This window comes from Desulfonatronovibrio magnus (assembly GCF_000934755.1).
In the GTDB taxonomy this organism is placed as follows: Bacteria; Desulfobacterota; Desulfovibrionia; order Desulfovibrionales; family Desulfonatronovibrionaceae; genus Desulfonatronovibrio; species Desulfonatronovibrio magnus.
In genome coordinates this window covers 13,884-32,443 of the sequence record NZ_JYNP01000050.1, presented here as the reverse complement: position 1 = coordinate 32,443, position 18,560 = coordinate 13,884, and the positions used below count along the sequence as shown (strand labels likewise).

Sequence of the window (18,560 nt, the reverse complement as noted above, 5' to 3'; positions counted from 1 at the left end):
ATTAACTGATAACTCTTAACTCTCAAGGTAATAATCAGGAGACAGTATGGCTCACTTACTTGAAGAATTAGATCGGCTGAACATGAAGATTATGCAAATGGTGGTTCAGACAGAACAGGCCCTTAGCAAAACCGTCAATGCTTTTTCCCGGATGGATTCTGATATGGCCCAGCAGGTTGTGGATAATGATAAAAAAATCAATGAACTGGAAGTTCAAGTTTATGATTTGTGCTTAAGGCTTCTGGCCTTAGAGCAGCCTGTGGCCAAAGACCTGCGTTTTATTCTTGGCTGCATGCGCGTTTGTCAGGATCTGGAAAGAATTGGTGATGAATCAGCCAACATATCTGATGCAACTATTTATCTCAGCCTTAATCCACCCATGGAATTTTATGATAAGATTCTGCTTATGGGCCAGAAAAGCTATGATATGCTTCAGGAGGCCATTATTGCGTTTTCATCACCTGATGTGGAAAGGGCTGTAGATGTATGCAGGATGGATTTTGAGGTGGATGAACTGAACTCAGCAGTACTTAAAGAAATTATCCAGTATATGTCTCAGAAAAGTGACACCATTGAGCCATGCGTGCAGACCATAAATATTGCCCGCCGGTTTGAGAGAATTGCTGACATGGCCACAAACATAGCTGAAACAACCATGTTTATTGTCAAGGGAACCAGCCTTAAGCATTCATGCCAGTTTGATGATCGGGTGTGATTAATGTTATTGAGATATAAGTAAATAAAAGTCATTATTTACTGCATACGGCATATGCCTGTTCATTAATCCTGGATTCCGGATCCCGTTTCAAGCTTCGCCAGAAATGACGGAAAAGGGCAACTATCTGATTTAACCGTCACCCCGGAGTCCAGGTTTTCTTATTGATCTTGCTGAACAGTTTCAAATGTTTTATCGAATTTTTCCAGTGAACATGTGAAAGCCTGGCCATCAAGATACCTGCATATCCAGTTTTTTAAAACCAACCATTTCAGTTTGAGGTATGGCGATATTCTCAATAAGTTTATAGCCGCATTCAGCAAGGTAATCTTCAAGGGTGCCCATTCGGTTCATTTCTTCAAACTGAACTTCAACAACCTCCCTTAAGTTGTCCTGAGCTTCCTGCCTGGTCCTGCCTTGGGATACAAAGTCCAGTTCCGGACACTTGGCCAGGTACCAGTCATTTTTTCCATATTTGAATTGAGAGCTGCAGTCTCATGTTTTGGCCTCACAATAATTAAATTATCCTTTTTGTATAAAATCTTCATCGGAAACCGGGGAACTGACAACACCCGACGATGGAAAAAAACGTTTTCTATTCAAGGCTGACAGTCTGTGCAGCTTAGTGAACAGGTACTAAAATTTAACTTTGTTTGATAAGGCCTGTCAATTGGTCATCTAATGACCATTAGCAGCTTGTTGTTGCGCTGAAAAAAATGGCATGATATGGCACAAAAGCACGCAATCTGGTAGCCGAAGACAACATAGTAAACAAGCAGGTGGCCCTGGGCAGTCTCAAAAAAAATGGGCTTGCGTGCTGATGCCGTAAAGATTTCATTACAAGAATTGGACATGACAGTGAGATGGCCAGTGAGATCATGAGCATTTACCTGGAATCCATACCCAAAAACATAGAAGCGCTCAAAAAATTTATTGAACAGGGTCAAAAAGAAGGAGCAACCCGGGAGGCTCATTCCATCAAGGGCAATTCAGGTAATGTCAGCTGTCTGGCCATGGCTGAGATTGCTGGAATGCTGGAAAAAGCCGGTCATAGCGGGAACCTCAAGCATATGAAGCAACATATGCCCGAACTTGAAAGGCAGTTTGAAATATGTATGGCGGAGATAAAAAAACAATGCCGCCGAAAGATTAACCAGAGGCTCAACAAATTACCACCCCCGGAAAACTATGAATAGATATATCTACATCCAGGCTCTGGCAGGGGCTTTGCTCGCCGCAGGCATACTTACAATTGTCTCTGTACTTTTTTTTAGAGAAATAAAACCCGAGTTCCCTGTTCATGCGGTCATGATTATTGAAGGTCTTTTAACCTTGCTGACTGGTTCTGCTTTGCTTGCTGTAGCATGCTTTGCAAAAAAGTGGACCAAGGCTGGGCAGGATAGAATATGGACGATGCTGACTTTGGGGATCGGGTTGATTTTTGTTTATTCGGCAGCAGACGTTGCAGACAATTTTCTGGTTGTTCATCATGGTGATGGGCTGCTGGAACTTTATAAAGAGATTTCCTTGCTGGTTGGGGCCACAGTTCTGGTGAGTGGATCTTTTATCTGGATCAGGGATCTGCTGCGAACCCGGGAGAGTCTTTTGATCAGAGAGCAGAAGCTCAAAGATAGCGAGTCAAAATTCAGGACATTGTTTGATTTGTATCCGGATGCAACACTGCTTATCGACGCTGAAACACAGCTTCCTGAATATTATAATCATGTGGCTCATGAGCAGCTGGGTTATACTGCTGAGGAGTTTTCGCGAATAAAGATCGCAGATTATGAGGCCCTGGAAACTCCTGATGATATTGCCCGGCATATTGAAAATATCTCAAAGCACGGACGTGATGACTTTGAAACCCTGCACCGCTGCAAAGACGGCAGTCTAATTGATGTTAACGTCACGGTCATCCTGCTGCAGATGGAATCCAGGCCCTATCTTTTGTGTGTTTTCAGAAATATTTCAGATAAAAAGCAAGTTATCCGATCCCTGGAGGAGAGTGAGCAGCTCTTCCGGGATGTTGCCGACGCTGCAGGGGAATACATCTGGGAGATTGACCCCAGCGGCACTTACAGCTTTTTGACATCCAGAGTGGAGGAAGTCCTTGGCCGCAGTGTGGATGAAATACTTGGCAGTTCACCTTTTGAGTTTATGCCCTCTGAAGAGGCATCCAGAGTTGAAAAAATGCTGGCTGGATGGGCTGAAAAAGGTGAGTCATGGCAGGGCCTGGAGCACATGTCTGTTCGGCCTGACGGCAGAATAGTCTGGCAGCGGGTAAGTGGTATGCCCATAAAGAATTCAGACGGTGAGCTTACAGGTTTCAGGGGAACGGGACTGGATATAACTGCTGAAAAAGAAGCCATGCAGGTCCAGCAGCAGTTGTCCGAACGGTTGCGTCTCGCTACTGAAGCGGCGGATCTCGGTATATGGGACCTTAGAATGGCTGACGGATTTTTGGAATGGGATGAGGGTATGTTTCGTATTTACAGGATTCCCAGTGAAGAATTTAATAATTCTCTGGAAGACTGGACCAATGCCCTTTTGCCTGAATACCGGGAAAAGGCAGAGCAGGATTTTAATGCAGGCATTGCCGGCCAGGGTGCTTATCGATCTGAGTTCATGATCCGGAGAAAAGACGGCGATATCCGGCATATAAGGGCTATGGCTCAGGCTATCCATGACGAAAAGGGCAATCCGGTGCGGGTGGTTGGCATCAATGAGGATGTGACGGAGCACAAGCTGGCTGAAGAGCGTCTTCATGAACAGGAACGCCTTTACCGGGGACTTGTGGAATCCCAGCAGGATCTTATTGTCCGTGTAGACAGCCAGGGTAATTTTACCTACGTCAATGATGCATACTGTAATAAATTCGGCAAGGTTAGAGAAGATCTGCTGGGAAAATCTTTTACCCCTCTGGTACATGATGATGACATTGAGCCCACCATGGAAGCCATGAAAGACCTTTACCAATCACCCTACAGGACCTATCTGGAGCAGCGCGCCAAAACCGTTGACGGCTGGAGATGGCTGGCCTGGGAGGACAGCTCAGTCCAGGATGATGACGGAAACGTGATCGAAATCCAGGGAGTGGGCCGGGATATAACTGATCTCAAGGAGGCCCAGATCAAGGCTGAATCAGCCAGCCTGGCCAAGAGCGAGTTTCTGGCCAATATGAGCCACGAAATCCGTACTCCCATGAATGCTGTCATTGGTCTAAGCCAGTTGCTTCTGCAGACCTCCCTAAATGACCGGCAGCGAGATTCTCTTATTAAAATCAGCAATTCTTCGCGGATGCTGCTGGGCATTATCAACGATATTTTAGATTACTCCAAGATTGAGGCTGGTAAGCTGGAGCTGGACATACACACTTTCAGGCTGGATGAGCTCCTGGACCAGATGAAGACCTTGTTCGGTTCCACTGCAGAGGACAAAGGGCTGGAGCTTGTATTCAATATTCCTCCGGATGTCCCCAGGGTACTTAAGGGAGATTCATTGCGTCTGGGCCAGGTCTTTACCAACATTCTGGGCAATGCTGTCAAGTTTACGGAAAAAGGACATGTGGAACTGGCTGTTCAGGAGACAGAAGACAGGGGGCAGGAGACAGGAGACAGGAGTCAGGAGTCAGGGGACAGGAGGCAGAGGTCAGAGGTCAGAGATCAGATGTCAGAGGGCAGAAGTCAGGATCTGGGACAGGGGGCAGGGGACAGGGGGCAGGAGTTAGAATCTGAAACAGTTCGGCTGCTCTTTGAGGTCAAGGACACCGGTATCGGTATGGATGAGGAACAGGTTAAGAAGCTTTTCCAGGCATTTTCCCAGGCTGATACTTCCACTACCCGCAAGTATGGGGGCACGGGCCTGGGCTTGGTCATCAGCCGCAATCTTGTGCAGCGTATGGGAGGGGAACTTAAGGTTGAGTCCGTACCGGGCCAGGGAAGCAGGTTTTATTTTGAGATTGAACTGCCCCTGACCCCGGATACTGAAAAAATTGATGAGTGCGCGGGATTTGACGGGAACAGGGTATTGGTGGTGGACGACCATGAAGCAGCAAGGAGCGTTCTTCGAAATATTCTGGAAAGCTGCATGTTTCAGGTAAATGAGGCTCATGATGGAAGATCAGCATTAGATGCTGTGCTGTCCGCAGATAAAGCAGGCGATCCTTATGACTTTGTTTTTATGGACTGGAAGATGCCTGGCGAGCTGGACGGGATTCAGGCTGCCCGGGAGATTGAAAGGCTGCATGCTCAGGGAGTGCTGAAAGGCGGTAAACCCCCTTTTATAATTGTCAGTGCTTACCAGCGTGATGAGATGCCGGATCAGAATGCGGAGTGTTTCAATTGTTATTTGAGTAAGCCGGTGACTGCATCATCTATTTTTAATGCCATTGCAGAAGCTGCTGGTCAAGCTCCATCACATACCAGTCATTCTCATGAGTTAACAATACCTTCTTTTGAGGGGTACTCTGTTCTCATTGCTGAAGATAATTCCTTGAACCAGGAAGTGGCCTTGCAGATGTTGGAAAAGACAGGGGCTGCCCTGAGCCTGGCCAACAACGGTGCTGAGGCTTTGGAAATGGTTAAGGCCGGCAGCTTTGATCTGGTCTTGATGGATCTGCAGATGCCGGTCATGGATGGCTATGAAGCTACAAGAAAAATACTTGAGTTCTTCCCGGATTTGCCGGTTATTGCCTTGTCCGCGGCTGTAATGGAGGAGGACAGAAAAAAATCTGAGCAAGCCGGAATGAGGGCTCATCTGCCCAAACCCATAGACAGCACCCAGCTTTATCGTACAATGGCAAAATGGCTCCAGGCTGGCGAGGCTGTCAAGGTCCAAAAGGTTGTGCCTGAGCATAGATCATCTCTTTTGCCAGGGTCCCTGGAAGGTTTCGACCTGGAGCAGGGGCTTAAAGCATCAGATGGGGACTCCCGTTTCTATCACAAGATGCTGCATCGTTTCAGGGAAATGCTGGCCGGAGAGTTTGCCTGCATTGATGAAGAGCTGGATAAAAGTCAATCCGGGGATGCTCCCAGGCTTGTGCATACCCTCAAGGGTTTGGCTGGAACAATGGGGGCTGTACGTATAGCTGAAGCTGCTGTTTCCATTGATCTGGCTTTTAAGGAAAACAGGACGGTAACCCCGGAAATGCGCCTGGAATTGTCCCAGGCCATGGAACAGGGTCGGACCCAGTTAAACGGCCTGGAAAAAAAATCCAGTCAGTCCAGGGAGGTGGATTATGAACAGGGTATAGCTGCCATGTCCAGCATGCTGCAAATGCTTAAAAAAAGCGAGATGATTGAGGACGATCTTCTGGAAACGGTAACATCCTTCCTGCAGGGAATAGTTGGTGAGCAGGAGGTTACCGAGCTTACCGGTCTTGTGGAAAATTTTGAGCATGATGCTGCTGCACAGAAGTTGCTGGAGCTGGCTTCAGGGATCAACCGCAATCTTTGGCGGTAAAGCCATGCAACATAAGGGCATCAACCATATCTTCCAGTGATATAGTCTTCAGTCTCCTTTTCTCCGGGATTGGTGAACAAAGTTATGGTGTCCCTGTATTCAATAAGCTTGCCCAGATACATATATGCTGTGTAATCTGATACACGCGCTGCCTGCTGCATGTTATGGGTAACTATGACAATGCTGTAATTTTCTTTGAGCTGAAAAATCAGTTCTTCAATTTTGGCTGTGGAAATAGGATCCAGGGCAGAGCAGGGTTCATCAAGCAGGATTACTTCCGGCTCAATGGCAATGGCTCTGGCAATGACCAGCCTCTGCTGCTGACCCCCTGACAGACCCAGCGCATTCTGATTTAGCCTGTCTTTGACTTCATCCCATAATGCTGCACCTTTCAAAGATTTTTCCACCACTTCAGCAAGCACCTTCTTGTTGCTCACGCCTTGCAGCCTTAGTCCATAAGCAATATTTTCAAATATAGACTTGGGAAAGGGATTGGGCTTCTGGAATACCATGCCCACTCTTCTGCGCAGCTCTGCCACATCAACCATGGGGTCATAAATATTATTGCCATCAAGAAGAATTTTTCCTTCAACCCGGCAGATGTCAATGAGGTCGTTAAGTCTGTTGAAGCAGCGTAAAAGTGTGGACTTGCCACATCCGCTGGGGCCTATAAAGGCAGTAACTCTTTTGGCAGGAATCTTCATCTGAATAGATTTCAACGCTTGCTCCTGACCGTAAAAAAGTTTCAAGTCTTCAACTTCAATGCAAATGTTTTCCTTATCAAGGTTCATATCCTGGCGGGAATCATTTTGGGCAAACATGCCGTTGGTCACTGCATGATTGGAGGCCATAGAAGTTTTGGTCATTTATATCTCCATATTTTGTATCAGTTTAGCTGTGCCTGACTTTGAGGTTAAACTAATCGCCCTGGCTTTTGTATTTTTCCCGCAGATAGTTTCTGATGGTGATGGCAGTAAGGTTCAGGACCACTATTATGAAGACCAGGACCAGTGAAGTTGCATAGACCAGAGGCCTTGCAGCTTCTACATTGGGACTTTGAAAGCCGACATCAAAGATATGAAAACCCAGGTGCATAAATTTTCTTTCAAGGTGAATAAAGGGAAAGATACTATCCACAGGCAGGCTTGGTGCAAGCTTGACTACACCCACCAGCATGAGTGGAGCTACTTCTCCGGCAGCCCTGGCAACAGCAAGGATCAATCCGGTCATCATGGCTGGAGTTGCCAGGGGAATCACTGTTCTCCAAAGAGTTTCGGCCTTGGTAGCCCCGAGAGCCAGGCTGCCTTCACGAATGGATCTGGGTATTCTGGTCAATCCTTCCTCAGTGGCTACGATTACTACAGGCAGGGTCAGCAGGGCAAGGGTCAGGGATGACCACAAAAGCCCTGGCGTGCCAAAAGTAGGTGCGGGCAGAGCTTCAGGATAAAATATCTGATCAATATTTCCTCCAAGGAAGTAGATAAAAAAGCCCAGTCCGAAAACACCGAAAACTATTGATGGAACGCCTGCCAGATTGTTTACAGATATCCTGATTATTCTCACAAATGTTCCCTGTTTGGCGTATTCGCGCAGATAAATGGCAGCTAAAACGCCCAGAGGGGTCACAACAATGGACATGATAATAACCATGATTACAGTGCCGAAAATGGCTGGAAAGATCCCCCCTTCAGTATTTGCTTCCCTGGGGAATCCCGTAATGAAGTTCCAGAAATTGGAAATATAGTGTCTGGTCTTTTCCAAAAAGCTCATGTCGTTGGGGCGGAAGGCACTGACAATCAAGGACATGCTAATGTCAACCATTCTGCCTTCCATGGTCTCTGCTGTAAGGGAATCCCTGCGCATTTGATCAGCAAGCTCCAGACGTTTGGAGTTCAGTTGATCATATTCATGGGACAATCTTTCTCTTTCCAGCTGCAGCTCATTCCAGGCTTCTTCTCTGGCCTCATCATCCATGGAGGTATCAAGCTCAAGTCTTCGTTCTCCCAGCCTGACCCTTTCCATGAGCCTGTTGATTCTTCCTATTTCAAAGCGCTCAATATGCTCAATCTGATCAAACAGGCTTGAAGCGCGTGCTGCCCTTGGGTACAGCTCTTTCCAGGCATCCTCGCCTTCTGCTATGACCTTCCCGTTTTCCTTGATGTTCATCAGGTAACCGATAAAATCTCCCCACTCTCGTCTTTCAAGAACAAGTACATTTTTGGGATATTTCCATTCAGTCATCAAAGGCTGAGCAAACCACTGAAAGTCACGTCCATGCACGTCTCTGTTGCCGACCTTGAACAGATGTCTTTCAGCAAGTTCCGGATATTCAGGGATGTTGAAGCCTGCTTCGCGCATCAATTGCGCTGCAACTGTTTCAGATCTTCTGAGCTTGCCAAGAATGCGAATCTTTTCATCTTCACTTTGCTGGTAGTACGCTTCAATTACAGGCTTGGGCCAGAAGTGACCAAGGCCTCTGCTGGCTATAAGCAGCAACAGCCCAAAAACCATGATCATGCTTATGGACACCATTCCTGCGGTAAGCCATATCCAGGGATTTCCTGATTTAAACCATTCTTTGATAAACATAAGTTATTTCCTGATTAAAGGGAGCTGTATTTTTTTCGAAGTCTCTGTCTGACAATCTCCGCAGCAGTGTTCAGGATAAACGTCAGAATAAACAGAACAAGGGCCGATAAAAAGAGAATGCGGTAGTGGGTCCCGCCCACAGCTGTTTCTGTAAGTTCCACAGCAATGTTCGCTGAAAGGGTGCGCATACCTTCGAAAATATTGAAGTTTGTGACCGGACTGTTGCCAGTGGCCATAAGCACGATCATGGTTTCGCCCACAGCTCGTCCAAACCCGATCATGACTGCGGAAAAAATACCTGGGCTGGCAGTCAGCAGAACCACCTTGGTTACTGTTTGCCAGCGAGTAGCGCCCAGCGCCAGAGATCCTTCGGTCAAATGCTTGGGGACACTGAATATGGCATCTTCAGCAATGGAAAAGATGGTAGGAATGACTGCGAAACCCATGGCCAGGCCGACAACCAAAGCATTTCGCTGGTCATAGGTTATGCCTACATCCGTCAGCCATTGTCTGGCGCTGCCGTTGAAAAACCATAATTCAATATAAGGGCTCATGAATATACAAAACCAGCCCATGAAAATTATTATTGGTATAAGGAATGCTGCTTCCCAGCCTGATGTTATTCTTTTACGTATCCGGGCAGGTATTTTAGACCATAGAAAAGCAAAGGCCAGAATGGCCAGGGGCATGAAAATTATGATTGAAAATATGGCTGGAAGATGATTTTCCACAAATGGGGCCAGCCAGAGACCAGCAAGGAATCCCAGAATGACTGTGGGCAATGCCTCCATGATTTCAATGGATGGTTTGACCAGTCTTCTCATTCTGGAGGTCATAAAGTAAGCTGTATAGATTGCCCCCATGATGGCCAGGGGCATGGCCAGAAGCATGGCATAAAAGGCAGCCTTTATGGTCCCCAGCGTCAAGGGGACCTGACTGAACTTGGGTTCAAAGTCATCGGTTGCAGATGATGACTGCCAGATGTAATCAGGTTTTGACCTTCCTTCATACCATACTTTCTGCCACAAGGCCTTCATAGAGACTTCAGGATGAGCATTAAACACGTGAAGCAGGTTTATCTGATCACTCTTGTCTTTTGCAAAAATCAGGCGCTGTACTGGAGACAGGGCAATGTTTGTAATGGGGCTGTCAGATATATTCTGCATAAATACAGTACGGTGGGAGGCTGGATAGTGACCAGCCAGATTACCACTTGCATCGGCAGTATAAAAACCCTTGCGATAGTATTCTGAAGTGAAGGCGGTAACTGCAGAAGGATGAGGTTCAAAGTCTCTGATTCTTTTAAGTCTGTTTATATTGTCATCATCCCTGACAACAAAGTACTGACTTATAGTGCCATCAGATCTGCCAACAATTATGGAAGTGGTACCAAGGACAAAGCCAGCGGTGGTAATTTGTACACTCTGGTCTGGAACTGCCGGCAGCGACTGGACCAGCTTATAGTCTGCAGGACGGGTTATGTTGTAAAAGTGAATGTATCCTCGAGAATCAATGGTATAAAGACTGAAATGATTGGCTGATATCAGAAGATGTTCAATGTTTTCTTTAGATTTTCCTAAAGGAAATTTTTGGATTTCAACTTCAGTCTCACCGGTCATGAAAGACACTCTCGTAGCAAATTTGATGAGCAGCAGCCGGTTGTCTTCAGTGGTTGCAGCCACTGCAGTCCCTCGACTTCCTCTCTGGACCCCGATTGATGTCAGTGGTCCTCTGTTTTCATCAACAACAAAAGGTTCCTCACCGTAGGGAAAAAGAACATGTGGAGTAATGGTCCTGATTCCTTCTGAGTGTCTGGCTTGAAAATCATGCTCCAAAACCATAGCAGTGCCATCACTTAGTCCGATTACTTTAATGTTGGTCCGGGGTTCTCCAGCTGCATGACTGGTGATGGTTACATCCTGTGGAAGATTGAGCGAAACTGTTTTGATGTGAGTTCCATCCCATAGATCGAAAAAAATGACTCTTCCATCGCTGTGATAGCTGACTCCAATTTCATGGTACCGATCCATGTCCATAAACATCAGTTGGCTATTTCTTGCTGGTGAGTAAAAGCTTGTTTCCGGTTCAACCGATGAACCTTTGAGCATGGGCAGGACTTCAATGAACAGGAATATAAAGATTAAGGCCAGGGCAATGATGACATTTACACCGCCGATGCTGACTCCAAATTTGGATATAAAATCTTTAACAGCTCTATACTTACGGAGTTTGTTTCTTCTTTCTTCACCAGGAAGATAGGTTTTGGAATGGTTTTTTTCAGTCATTTAATTGTCCTGAATATATCTTGTCGTGAGGGTTGCCTTACCTGTTAAAATAACTTTAACCACATAGATCACAGAAAACACAGAAGATCATAATCGGGAAAAGGGGAGTCACTATTTCTGTGCTTTTTGTGACGTTTGTGGTTGAAACGGGTAATGCTCCCTGTGGTTGCAACTGAAATAATATCAGCAGCAAACCATAAGTCAGGATTGCTGCTGATAATTTTAGTCTAAACTACAGGCCAAGCTGCTCACGAACATTTTTGGCAACTGACTCAGGCAGAGGAAGAAAGCCATCTCGAACAACTACGTCCTGACCCTGCTTTGAAAGAACCATCCTCAGAAACTCTCTCTCAACAGGTGGCAGGTCTCTTTCAGGATGCTTGTTGACGTAAACAAAAAGATATCTGGCCAGTGGATAATTGCCTGAAGCTGCATTTTCGCCAGTTGCTTCATAGCAGGTGCCGCCGTGCTCAGGAGCCAGGGCAACGACTTTTACCCCGGATGTTCTGTATCCGATTCCAGAGTATCCAATGCCATTAATGGATTCGCTAACACCCTGAACAACAGAAGCAGAACCTGGCTGCTCATTGATTGACGGACTGAAATCTCCGTCACAAAGAGCGTGCTGCCTGAAGAATCCATATGTGCCTGAAACTGCGTTACGGCTGTAAAGTGTAAAGTCCCGGTTAGCCCATGCGCCAGTCAGACCTACCTGACCCCAGCGGGTGATGCTTTCGCCAAGACCACACCGACGTGTATCAGAGAAAATGGCATCAACTTCAGGAATGGAAAGACATTCAATGGGATTGTCTCTGTTTACGAATACAGCAATGGTGTCAATACCAACTGGAACCATGGTGGGAGGGTAACCGTAGCGGTTTTCAAAGGCTTCAATTTCTGAAGCTCTCATTTCACGGCTCATGGGTCCAAAGTTTACAGTTGCTTCAGTCAAAGCTGGCGGTGCAGTTCCTGATCCGGCACCTTGAATTTCAATGTTAACATTAGGATAAAAACCTCTGAATGTTTCAGCCCATAAGGTCATAAGGTTGTTCAAAGTGTCTGAACCCATACTGGCCAAGTTTCCGGATACGCCGCTTGTAGGCTTATATTCAGGCAATTTGGGGTCAACCTGGGCTGTGGCGCTGCCTGCGAAAAGCATGGACAGCAAAAGTGTGAGAAAAACAAACTTTTTCATAATAAAATCCTCCGTTAAAACGATTTAATTGGATGACAAAACATATCTGTCGTTGACATGAACAGTGTATATAAATCCTCTGTTACAGATTTATGACACAAATATGTCTTTTCAACGAAGGGTGATGAATGAATGGTGATGAACTGGGAATGATGAGGTGTTCAGAGTTGATGTCAGGCGCATACTAACTTACTCCTGAAACCCTGTCATAAAAAACTGGAAAGAAAGTGTTCCGGTCAGGATCCAGGCTGAGCGATAGGCAATGGGACTGTCCTGGTTTTCAGCAAAGTACTTCTGCATGCTGGGTGCGGAAGTATCACGCATCAGGGAATGGAGATAGTTGCATGGCGCTAACTCCCTTTGTTACGCCACATGCCCCTGTTTGTTCTTCGGGCATCTTCTTCAAGACCGAACCAGTACATGCATATTTCATGGCGGCAATAGTCTCTTGAAACAGCTGCAAGTCCATTTCTGATCAGCTCCTCGCTGAAATTTCGTCCATGAACAGATGAGTGGACATTGGCAATCAGTCTTCCTCGCTGGTCTTCCCTGAAAGGAATAATTATCACCTGGTCCTGATTAATCATTTCAGCCACAAGCCTGACGGATTCACGATAAGAGGTATTATTTTCGGGTGGACCTTCAACTCCATACAACCTGATGATTATTTTTTCTCCGTGGGGTGATAATACAGTCAGAGTATGGGGATTGACGACCTCCTGCACATGGGCCTGCCAGTTTTCTATCAGCAGGTAGGAAGGCAGTGAGCCTTTGTCTTGTCTCGCTGGTTGTGATGAAAAGAAAAAACCTTTGGCCAGGTAAGCCACAATGAGCAAAATGATCACCAAAAGCAGAAACTTGTTTCCTCGTTTCATTCTGCTGATTGACAGAGGGTTGGATAGTCTGGTCATGATCACTACTCTTTTAGAATTTGATAACACTCTTGAGCTGCTTTATAAAAATTTACTCCGCCGGAGAGTTCATACACATGACAATGTGAAAACAGGTCAAGATATTTTTCCCTGTCAGGTTCGAGATATTCAGCAGGGTCTACACTCAGATAAAAAAGACCGGGCGATTTCATTACAGCACTTAGAAGTTCCTGTCTTTGTCGGAGGTCAATTTTTTTACACTTGAATGGTTCGTCAGTATGATGCCAGTTAAGAAGAACTAACGCCTTTACATTGGAAGTCAGATTAAACTTATCTGGTCCGAAACACTGATCAATAAAAACGTCATATTTTTGTTCCAGATCCCATATGTCTTCAGATTTGATTTTCTGGAACTGATTTATTTCCTCAATGGATAAAATGCCGGTTAAACTGGGATTGTTGAGGATGGTGCCGGGATTGACTCTTGGCAATTTGGCCACACCGTACATTTTTAGTTCTGCACCCTTTTTTTCTACCATGAGCCGGTCATTGCTTATGAAGGTCAAATCTTTATTCATAAGATGTAAAGCAAGGGTTGACTTGCCCATGCCTGAAAACCCCGCCAGAATCAGTCCGCTTCCATTTTTGCATACAGCTGCAGCGTGACACAACAGACAGCCCTGATCCAGTTTCCATTGGATAAACCTGTTGTTGACAAAGTTTATTACCTGATTGTCATTGACTGAGCATGGGCCAAGAGCCAGGTTTAGCCTGTCATTAAAATAGAAAACCATTCCTGATATTGTTTTTCTGACCACCCTGCCGTTACCAACATGGCAATACTCTTCCTTGATTTTCTCCTTGCCAGGCTCGGGCTCCTTTAATGTAAGCTGGAGCCGGGTATCAACGCAAGGGCATTCAACAGCCTTGACAATAAAATCAGGCGCTGTCTTTTCCTGACTTGAGAATGGCTGAAAGTAATGGTCCAGTTTTTCCAGAAGTGGACCGGAATTGGTCTGGACTTCTATAAGGCAGTCATCAAGTCTTACCCTGATATTTTTATTAAGTTCTTGTTTATCAAGAATTTCCTGTACGATATGCTTAAATGTGCAATTGTCTGTCATGCTGTTTCCTGTTAAATAGTTAACTATTCCTTTGTACTTATGCTTGTGCTTCAAGCAGTTTCCTGTCGTCTCGGTTCCGGGCGGTTAGTGGCTTGGCGGAAATTTCAAACAAACATGTTGTTTCATTTTCAAAGAAAGCCAAGAGGTTTTGCCCACGGAACACATGGAAGGACACGGAAAGTGTCTCTTTTCTTTATTCAGTGTTTTTCCGAGTATTCCGTGGGCAGTCTCTTTTGCCCGGAAACCTTATTCTTCAGTCTTCAGCCTCCAGTCTGAAAAGAACGGTTATCGCCCCAACTTAAAGATCCTTGTTTAAACTGGGTTGCGGGTACAATCCGCTAATTTATACACATCATGTTACAGCTGTATGACCGAAAAGGATAATGTTGAACTCTGGGCGCTATTCAATGAGGCCGGGATTGAGTCCTGGGCTGGTATTATGATTTTTTGGGCTCGCGTGAAAATTTCATGTTAGGCTTGAGTAATCGTTCATCTTTTCCCAGCCATGCATAGACAAGAAGACAGGGTTCACGATCACCCACAGTGATTCGGTGCTGATGGCCTGAGCGGTTGAGGATAAGTGAGCCTGGCGCAAAAACAGCTGCATCGTTTTCCGACCAGGCTCCAGCCACCGAGATATAACTTTCTTCAATTTCATGATGGGCATGCTGTGGATAGACCGTGCCTGGCGCAAACAAAACCAGTCCAATTATGATGTTGCTGGACGGAACCGGGCCAGAGGGGCTGACAATTTCAGTAAATGCGTAGCATTGAGACAGCTTGCGAGGAATTTTGTCGTATCCATATTCCCATGTGAACAATGGTGCAACACGTCCGATGGTTTGCGCCATTTGGGTTAGAGGTCCCCTTGCTCCGATCTCTAAAGCGCGAGGCAGATGAATTGTTACGGGTTTGCTTTCAGGATTTTTAAGAAGAAGATGTTCATCTGCTTCAATAATTCTGGATAATCGTTTGCGCACCTGGTGCTGGTGTGAACGGATCATTTTGCTGCCGCCCGCGGAACTGCGCCGATACACTTCATCCACATCTCTCAGAAGATACAGAAGGTCAGCCTTGTGGCTCAGTCTAAGAGGTGTGTAATTGTCTTGATTACAATGCATATGTTATTTGCAGGTAGTTTTGTGGCCGATATCAGAGCCGTTGGTTTCCTCAGGGTAATATGGCGATATATCCTGATCAGTATTGTTCAACAAGAAAATTTTATTTACATGATTAGTGGAGTGCTTTGCAAGTGGTGGGAGTCATTACTGCTTTTTCATTTTAAAAATCCTAATCCTGGATTTGGTCCAGCTGTGAAGCAGCCAGACAATAGCTGATAAACATTAGTCATGTGCAAAAAAGCGGACCTGGAATGTGCTGAGATAAATTGGGGCAATCCAGAAGCCAGGGACATCCTCTGTGTCAAGCTGTCACAATTGGGTTTTACTTAGAAGCTCCTCACCTGGACGGACCAGGACCGAACTTGTGAGTAACTTTACGAGTCTGTCACTTTTCTGAAAATTGAGACAGTCCCCGCGAGGTGCTACAAACAAGACTGATGCTGCATTGGTTCCTGGTAGAAATTTGATTTAATGATAAAATTTACACAGCGAGGGACAGTCCCCCTCCGGGCTGTAAGCCTCCGGGCAGGAAGCTGTGCCAGGCGCAAAGTTCCCATCTTTGACAGAAATTTTCTGGCAAATGTTCATGTATCATAGGCAAAAATCGTAAAAATGTGAAAACTGTAACCGTTTGATTTTATTTGAAAAACGACTTTAGTTGCTTGTAATCTCTCCACCCGGGCGGACCAGGTCCGAACTTGTGAGTAATTTTACTTTTTCATCAACTCGTTATGCTCCCTTTAAGCATCATCCTGTTGTTCATTTTGGGAGATTGCAAGCCTGGATGTGACATATTATGTGACGCTAAAATGAATCGTGCCACATAAACCATTGCAAGTATCGTGATTTGTGAGTAAATTTACCATCACGGAAAAGAGCATGCCGAGATATATTCCCACAGGTGAACTTGATGCAATTTTTCATGAGGTTTCAATGCATCCAGCTGGAACTACCTTTTAAGTAACTAAAATCGTATATACAATAAAATCAGGGCATTAAGCTTTTGCCATACAGATTGCTTCGGTCGCTTAGGCTCCTTCGTAGGTGACATGTTTTCAGCAACTACATTCCTGACATCTCATGTGTCATTGCGAGCGAGTCTTCGAGCGCGGCAATCTCAAACGTGTTGAGGCTGATTTTTTAGTTACTCACAAGTTCGGTCCCGGTCCCCCAGGTGAGGAGCTTACAAGCAACTATAATTTTATGTCAATTTACATATGAACGGAGAAGATAAATTGGTTTCTCGCAGTACAATGTATTCGGCGGACGATAAGCCAGGATGGGGGCTGTCTTTTATTCTTGGCCTTACTCATGTTTCACTTATTTTTGACGGGATAATCTTCCTGCCTAATATGATCGGCAAGGCCACCAGTACCCCTTCTGATCAGGTGGCCTTTGTTACTTTTGCTACATTGATAGTGGCAGCCCTGGGAACATTGTTTCAGGCTTTAAGAGTTGGGAAAATCGGCTGCGGGTTTGTATTGTTCATGGGATCTTATTCAGCCTTTCTGGCCTGCACACTCATGGCTGTTCAAATGGGAGGCCTGGAACTTATGGCTACCATGACCCTTCTTTGTGCCCCAGTAGTGATCTTTTATTCTTATTTTCTTCGTTTTCTGCGCCATATTGTAACACCCCCAGTTGGTGGAGTGCTGATTATTCTCGTTGCCTTAAGCCTGATGCCCATAGCCATAGACCTCTGGCAGGGGGGAGGTCCAAGTATGCCGCATTTCGGTACTTATCGCAACTACCTGGCCGGCCTGATTACCATGGCGGTTCTTGTTTTATTAATGTTGTTCGGAAATAACACCATCAGGTTATGGACTCCCATCCTGGGCATTGGAGCTGGTTGCCTGACAGCATGGTTTATGGGACTTTTTACTTTTGAACAATTTCACAGTTCTCCCTTATTTGGTTTTCCCCGAGGTGAATGGCCCGGGCTGACCCTGAACTTTGAATGGACATACCTTCCTCTTGCGGGTGCTTTTTTCATGGCTGCTCTTGTAAGTGCCATGGAAGGTACAGGAAATATCATGCTTCTTCAGCAGCTATCCATTAAAAAATTCAGAAAGGTTGACTATTCCCGAATTCAGGGAGGGTTGTACTGCGATGGTTTATGCAAAGGCCTTTCAGGAATCGCAGGTGGAACTCCTGTGGCCACTTTTTGTGATAATTTGCCCCTGATAAAAATGACCAGGGTTGCTGCCACAAGGGTTGGGATAATGGGGGCAGCTATTTTGATCTGTCTTGCTTTTATGCCCAAGGTATCAGGCTTTTTCTTAGATATTCCCCATGCTGTTATAGGCGGCGTGCTTGTAGTAATATGCGCCATGCTTTTTTATTCCGGTCTGGAACTGGTCATGCGCTCAGGGCTTACTTTTCAAATGGGTATGGTTCTGGGACTATCTCTTTGCGCAGGTCTTGTGGCTGAGACAAGGAACTTTTTCCCGGATATTATGCCGGTAAACCTTGCTCCTATTTTGCAGAATGGTGTGGCTATGGGTGGTTTTACAGCTATTTTTCTCAGTACCATTCTTTACCTTTTTCCCAAGCCTGGAATTACTTTTCAGATACTGCCAACACAAGATCGAATGAAAGAGTTGATGAGCAGAGTAAAGATGCTTAAAAACAGACTGAAACTTGATGACAACACCTATAACCGCCTTCGCCTGTCATGCGAAGAAAGTTTTATTTATCTGACAAGTTTTGTTGATGAGAATCAAAAGAAATGTCTGTTCAACATCAGAAAAAAAGAAGAAGGTATCTTTGTTGAGATCATATATGGAGAAGAGGTTGAAGATGTGGATCAGGCAGTGCGACCTTTTAATGTCATGAGTGCAAACAATCATGAGTTGTCTAAGCTTGGCCTGCTTATTTTATCCAAAACAGCCAGTGATATTCAGCATATACACATTTCTGGATTTACATATATATCCTTTGTTGTCGAATTTGATGCAGCATAGCTGCTGAGCAGGAGGAAATTGTAAGCGTCCCACCCGGGTGCCCCGGGACCGAACCTGTGAGTAACTGCATTTAAAGTGGAGCCTGCATCCTGCAGGCTATTAAAGTCCAGGCGGCTGGAAGCCGCCTCCACACTGAAGAACGGAATATGCGATGCTTCGCAACACTGTAAAACCTTCCGTGCCTTTCAGTATGTTCCGTTGGCAAAGGCTCCTGGCTTTCTTTGAAAATGAAACAA

12 protein-coding genes are annotated in these 18,560 nt (G+C 45.5%); 4 read left to right on the top strand and 8 right to left on the bottom strand.

The features are described 5' to 3' along the window. Positions 1-46 precede the first annotated feature (46 nt). Entirely contained in the window at positions 47-715 is a 669-nt protein-coding gene (phoU, locus tag LZ23_RS06745) for a phosphate signaling complex protein PhoU (RefSeq protein ID WP_045212686.1), read from the top strand. 231 nt (positions 716-946) lie between these two features. Here phoU and LZ23_RS25305 read toward each other — a convergent pair whose 3' ends face one another. Then, positions 947-1,069, bottom strand: a complete 123-nt coding sequence (locus LZ23_RS25305) for a hypothetical protein (RefSeq protein WP_269745165.1) — start codon at positions 1,067-1,069, stop codon at positions 947-949. A 509-nt stretch (positions 1,070-1,578) separates the two neighbouring features. Here LZ23_RS25305 and LZ23_RS06735 point away from each other — a divergent pair. Both LZ23_RS06735 and LZ23_RS06730 read left to right on the top strand, forming a co-directional pair. Then, positions 1,579-1,911, top strand: coding sequence for an Hpt domain-containing protein (locus LZ23_RS06735; protein ID WP_045212682.1), 333 nt, complete (start codon positions 1,579-1,581; stop codon positions 1,909-1,911). Further along, positions 1,904-6,175, top strand: a complete 4,272-nt coding sequence (locus tag LZ23_RS06730; RefSeq protein WP_045212680.1) for a PAS domain-containing hybrid sensor histidine kinase/response regulator — start codon at positions 1,904-1,906, stop codon at positions 6,173-6,175. Before LZ23_RS06735 ends, LZ23_RS06730 begins: the two co-directional genes overlap by 8 nt. 20 nt (positions 6,176-6,195) lie before the next feature. On the opposite strand, the gene pstB is transcribed toward LZ23_RS06730, so the two are convergent. From pstB to LZ23_RS06695, 7 genes are all read right to left on the bottom strand, one after another. Beyond that, a complete protein-coding gene (pstB, locus tag LZ23_RS06725) occupies positions 6,196-6,966 on the bottom strand; it encodes a phosphate ABC transporter ATP-binding protein PstB (RefSeq protein ID WP_232300431.1) in 771 nt (256 codons plus the stop codon). A 127-nt stretch (positions 6,967-7,093) separates the two neighbouring features. Next, positions 7,094-8,764: a phosphate ABC transporter permease PstA gene (pstA, locus tag LZ23_RS06720; RefSeq protein WP_045212675.1), complete on the bottom strand. Its 1,671-nt coding sequence runs from the start codon at positions 8,762-8,764 to the stop codon at positions 7,094-7,096. A 14-nt stretch (positions 8,765-8,778) separates the two neighbouring features. Then, a complete protein-coding gene (locus LZ23_RS06715; protein WP_045212673.1) occupies positions 8,779-11,049 on the bottom strand; it encodes an ABC transporter permease subunit in 2,271 nt (756 codons plus the stop codon). Positions 11,050-11,281: 232 nt separating this feature from the next. Beyond that, positions 11,282-12,244, bottom strand: coding sequence for a PstS family phosphate ABC transporter substrate-binding protein (locus LZ23_RS06710; protein ID WP_045212672.1), 963 nt, complete (start codon positions 12,242-12,244; stop codon positions 11,282-11,284). 350 nt (positions 12,245-12,594) lie between these two features. After that, a complete protein-coding gene (locus LZ23_RS06705) occupies positions 12,595-13,155 on the bottom strand; it encodes a thermonuclease family protein (protein WP_045212670.1) in 561 nt (186 codons plus the stop codon). A 5-nt stretch (positions 13,156-13,160) separates the two neighbouring features. Next, positions 13,161-14,240, bottom strand: a complete 1,080-nt coding sequence (locus LZ23_RS06700) for an HprK-related kinase B (RefSeq protein WP_045212669.1) — start codon at positions 14,238-14,240, stop codon at positions 13,161-13,163. 437 nt (positions 14,241-14,677) lie between these two features. After that, on the bottom strand, positions 14,678-15,361 hold the full coding sequence (locus tag LZ23_RS06695) for a dimethylsulfonioproprionate lyase family protein (protein ID WP_045212667.1): 684 nt from the start codon (positions 15,359-15,361) through the stop codon (positions 14,678-14,680). A gap of 1,253 nt (positions 15,362-16,614) precedes the next feature. Between LZ23_RS06695 and LZ23_RS06685 the strand changes: the two genes are divergently transcribed. Beyond that, positions 16,615-18,324 (top strand): uracil-xanthine permease family protein, encoded by a 1,710-nt coding sequence (locus tag LZ23_RS06685; RefSeq protein WP_198145925.1) that lies wholly within the window; start codon positions 16,615-16,617, stop codon positions 18,322-18,324. Positions 18,325-18,560: the final 236 nt, after the last annotated feature.

What these genes read in the sequence shown, in the direction of transcription:
- LZ23_RS06735 (WP_045212682.1), top strand. Translation starts at nt 1,579, where the DNA reads ATGGCCAGTGAGATCATGAGCATTTACCTGGAATCCATACCCAAAAAC.
- pstB (WP_232300431.1), bottom strand. Translation starts at nt 6,966, where the DNA reads ATGAACCTTGATAAGGAAAACATTTGCATTGAAGTTGAAGACTTGAAA.
- LZ23_RS06730 (WP_045212680.1), top strand. Translation starts at nt 1,904, where the DNA reads ATGAATAGATATATCTACATCCAGGCTCTGGCAGGGGCTTTGCTCGCC.
- pstA (WP_045212675.1), bottom strand. Translation starts at nt 8,764, where the DNA reads ATGTTTATCAAAGAATGGTTTAAATCAGGAAATCCCTGGATATGGCTT.
- LZ23_RS06705 (WP_045212670.1), bottom strand. Translation starts at nt 13,155, where the DNA reads ATGACCAGACTATCCAACCCTCTGTCAATCAGCAGAATGAAACGAGGA.
- LZ23_RS06700 (WP_045212669.1), bottom strand. Translation starts at nt 14,240, where the DNA reads ATGACAGACAATTGCACATTTAAGCATATCGTACAGGAAATTCTTGAT.
- LZ23_RS25305 (WP_269745165.1), bottom strand. Translation starts at nt 1,069, where the DNA reads ATGAACCGAATGGGCACCCTTGAAGATTACCTTGCTGAATGCGGCTAT.
- LZ23_RS06710 (WP_045212672.1), bottom strand. Translation starts at nt 12,244, where the DNA reads ATGAAAAAGTTTGTTTTTCTCACACTTTTGCTGTCCATGCTTTTCGCA.
- LZ23_RS06685 (WP_198145925.1), top strand. Translation starts at nt 16,615, where the DNA reads ATGTATTCGGCGGACGATAAGCCAGGATGGGGGCTGTCTTTTATTCTT.
- LZ23_RS06695 (WP_045212667.1), bottom strand. Translation starts at nt 15,361, where the DNA reads ATGCATTGTAATCAAGACAATTACACACCTCTTAGACTGAGCCACAAG.
- LZ23_RS06715 (WP_045212673.1), bottom strand. Translation starts at nt 11,049, where the DNA reads ATGACTGAAAAAAACCATTCCAAAACCTATCTTCCTGGTGAAGAAAGA.
- phoU (WP_045212686.1), top strand. Translation starts at nt 47, where the DNA reads ATGGCTCACTTACTTGAAGAATTAGATCGGCTGAACATGAAGATTATG.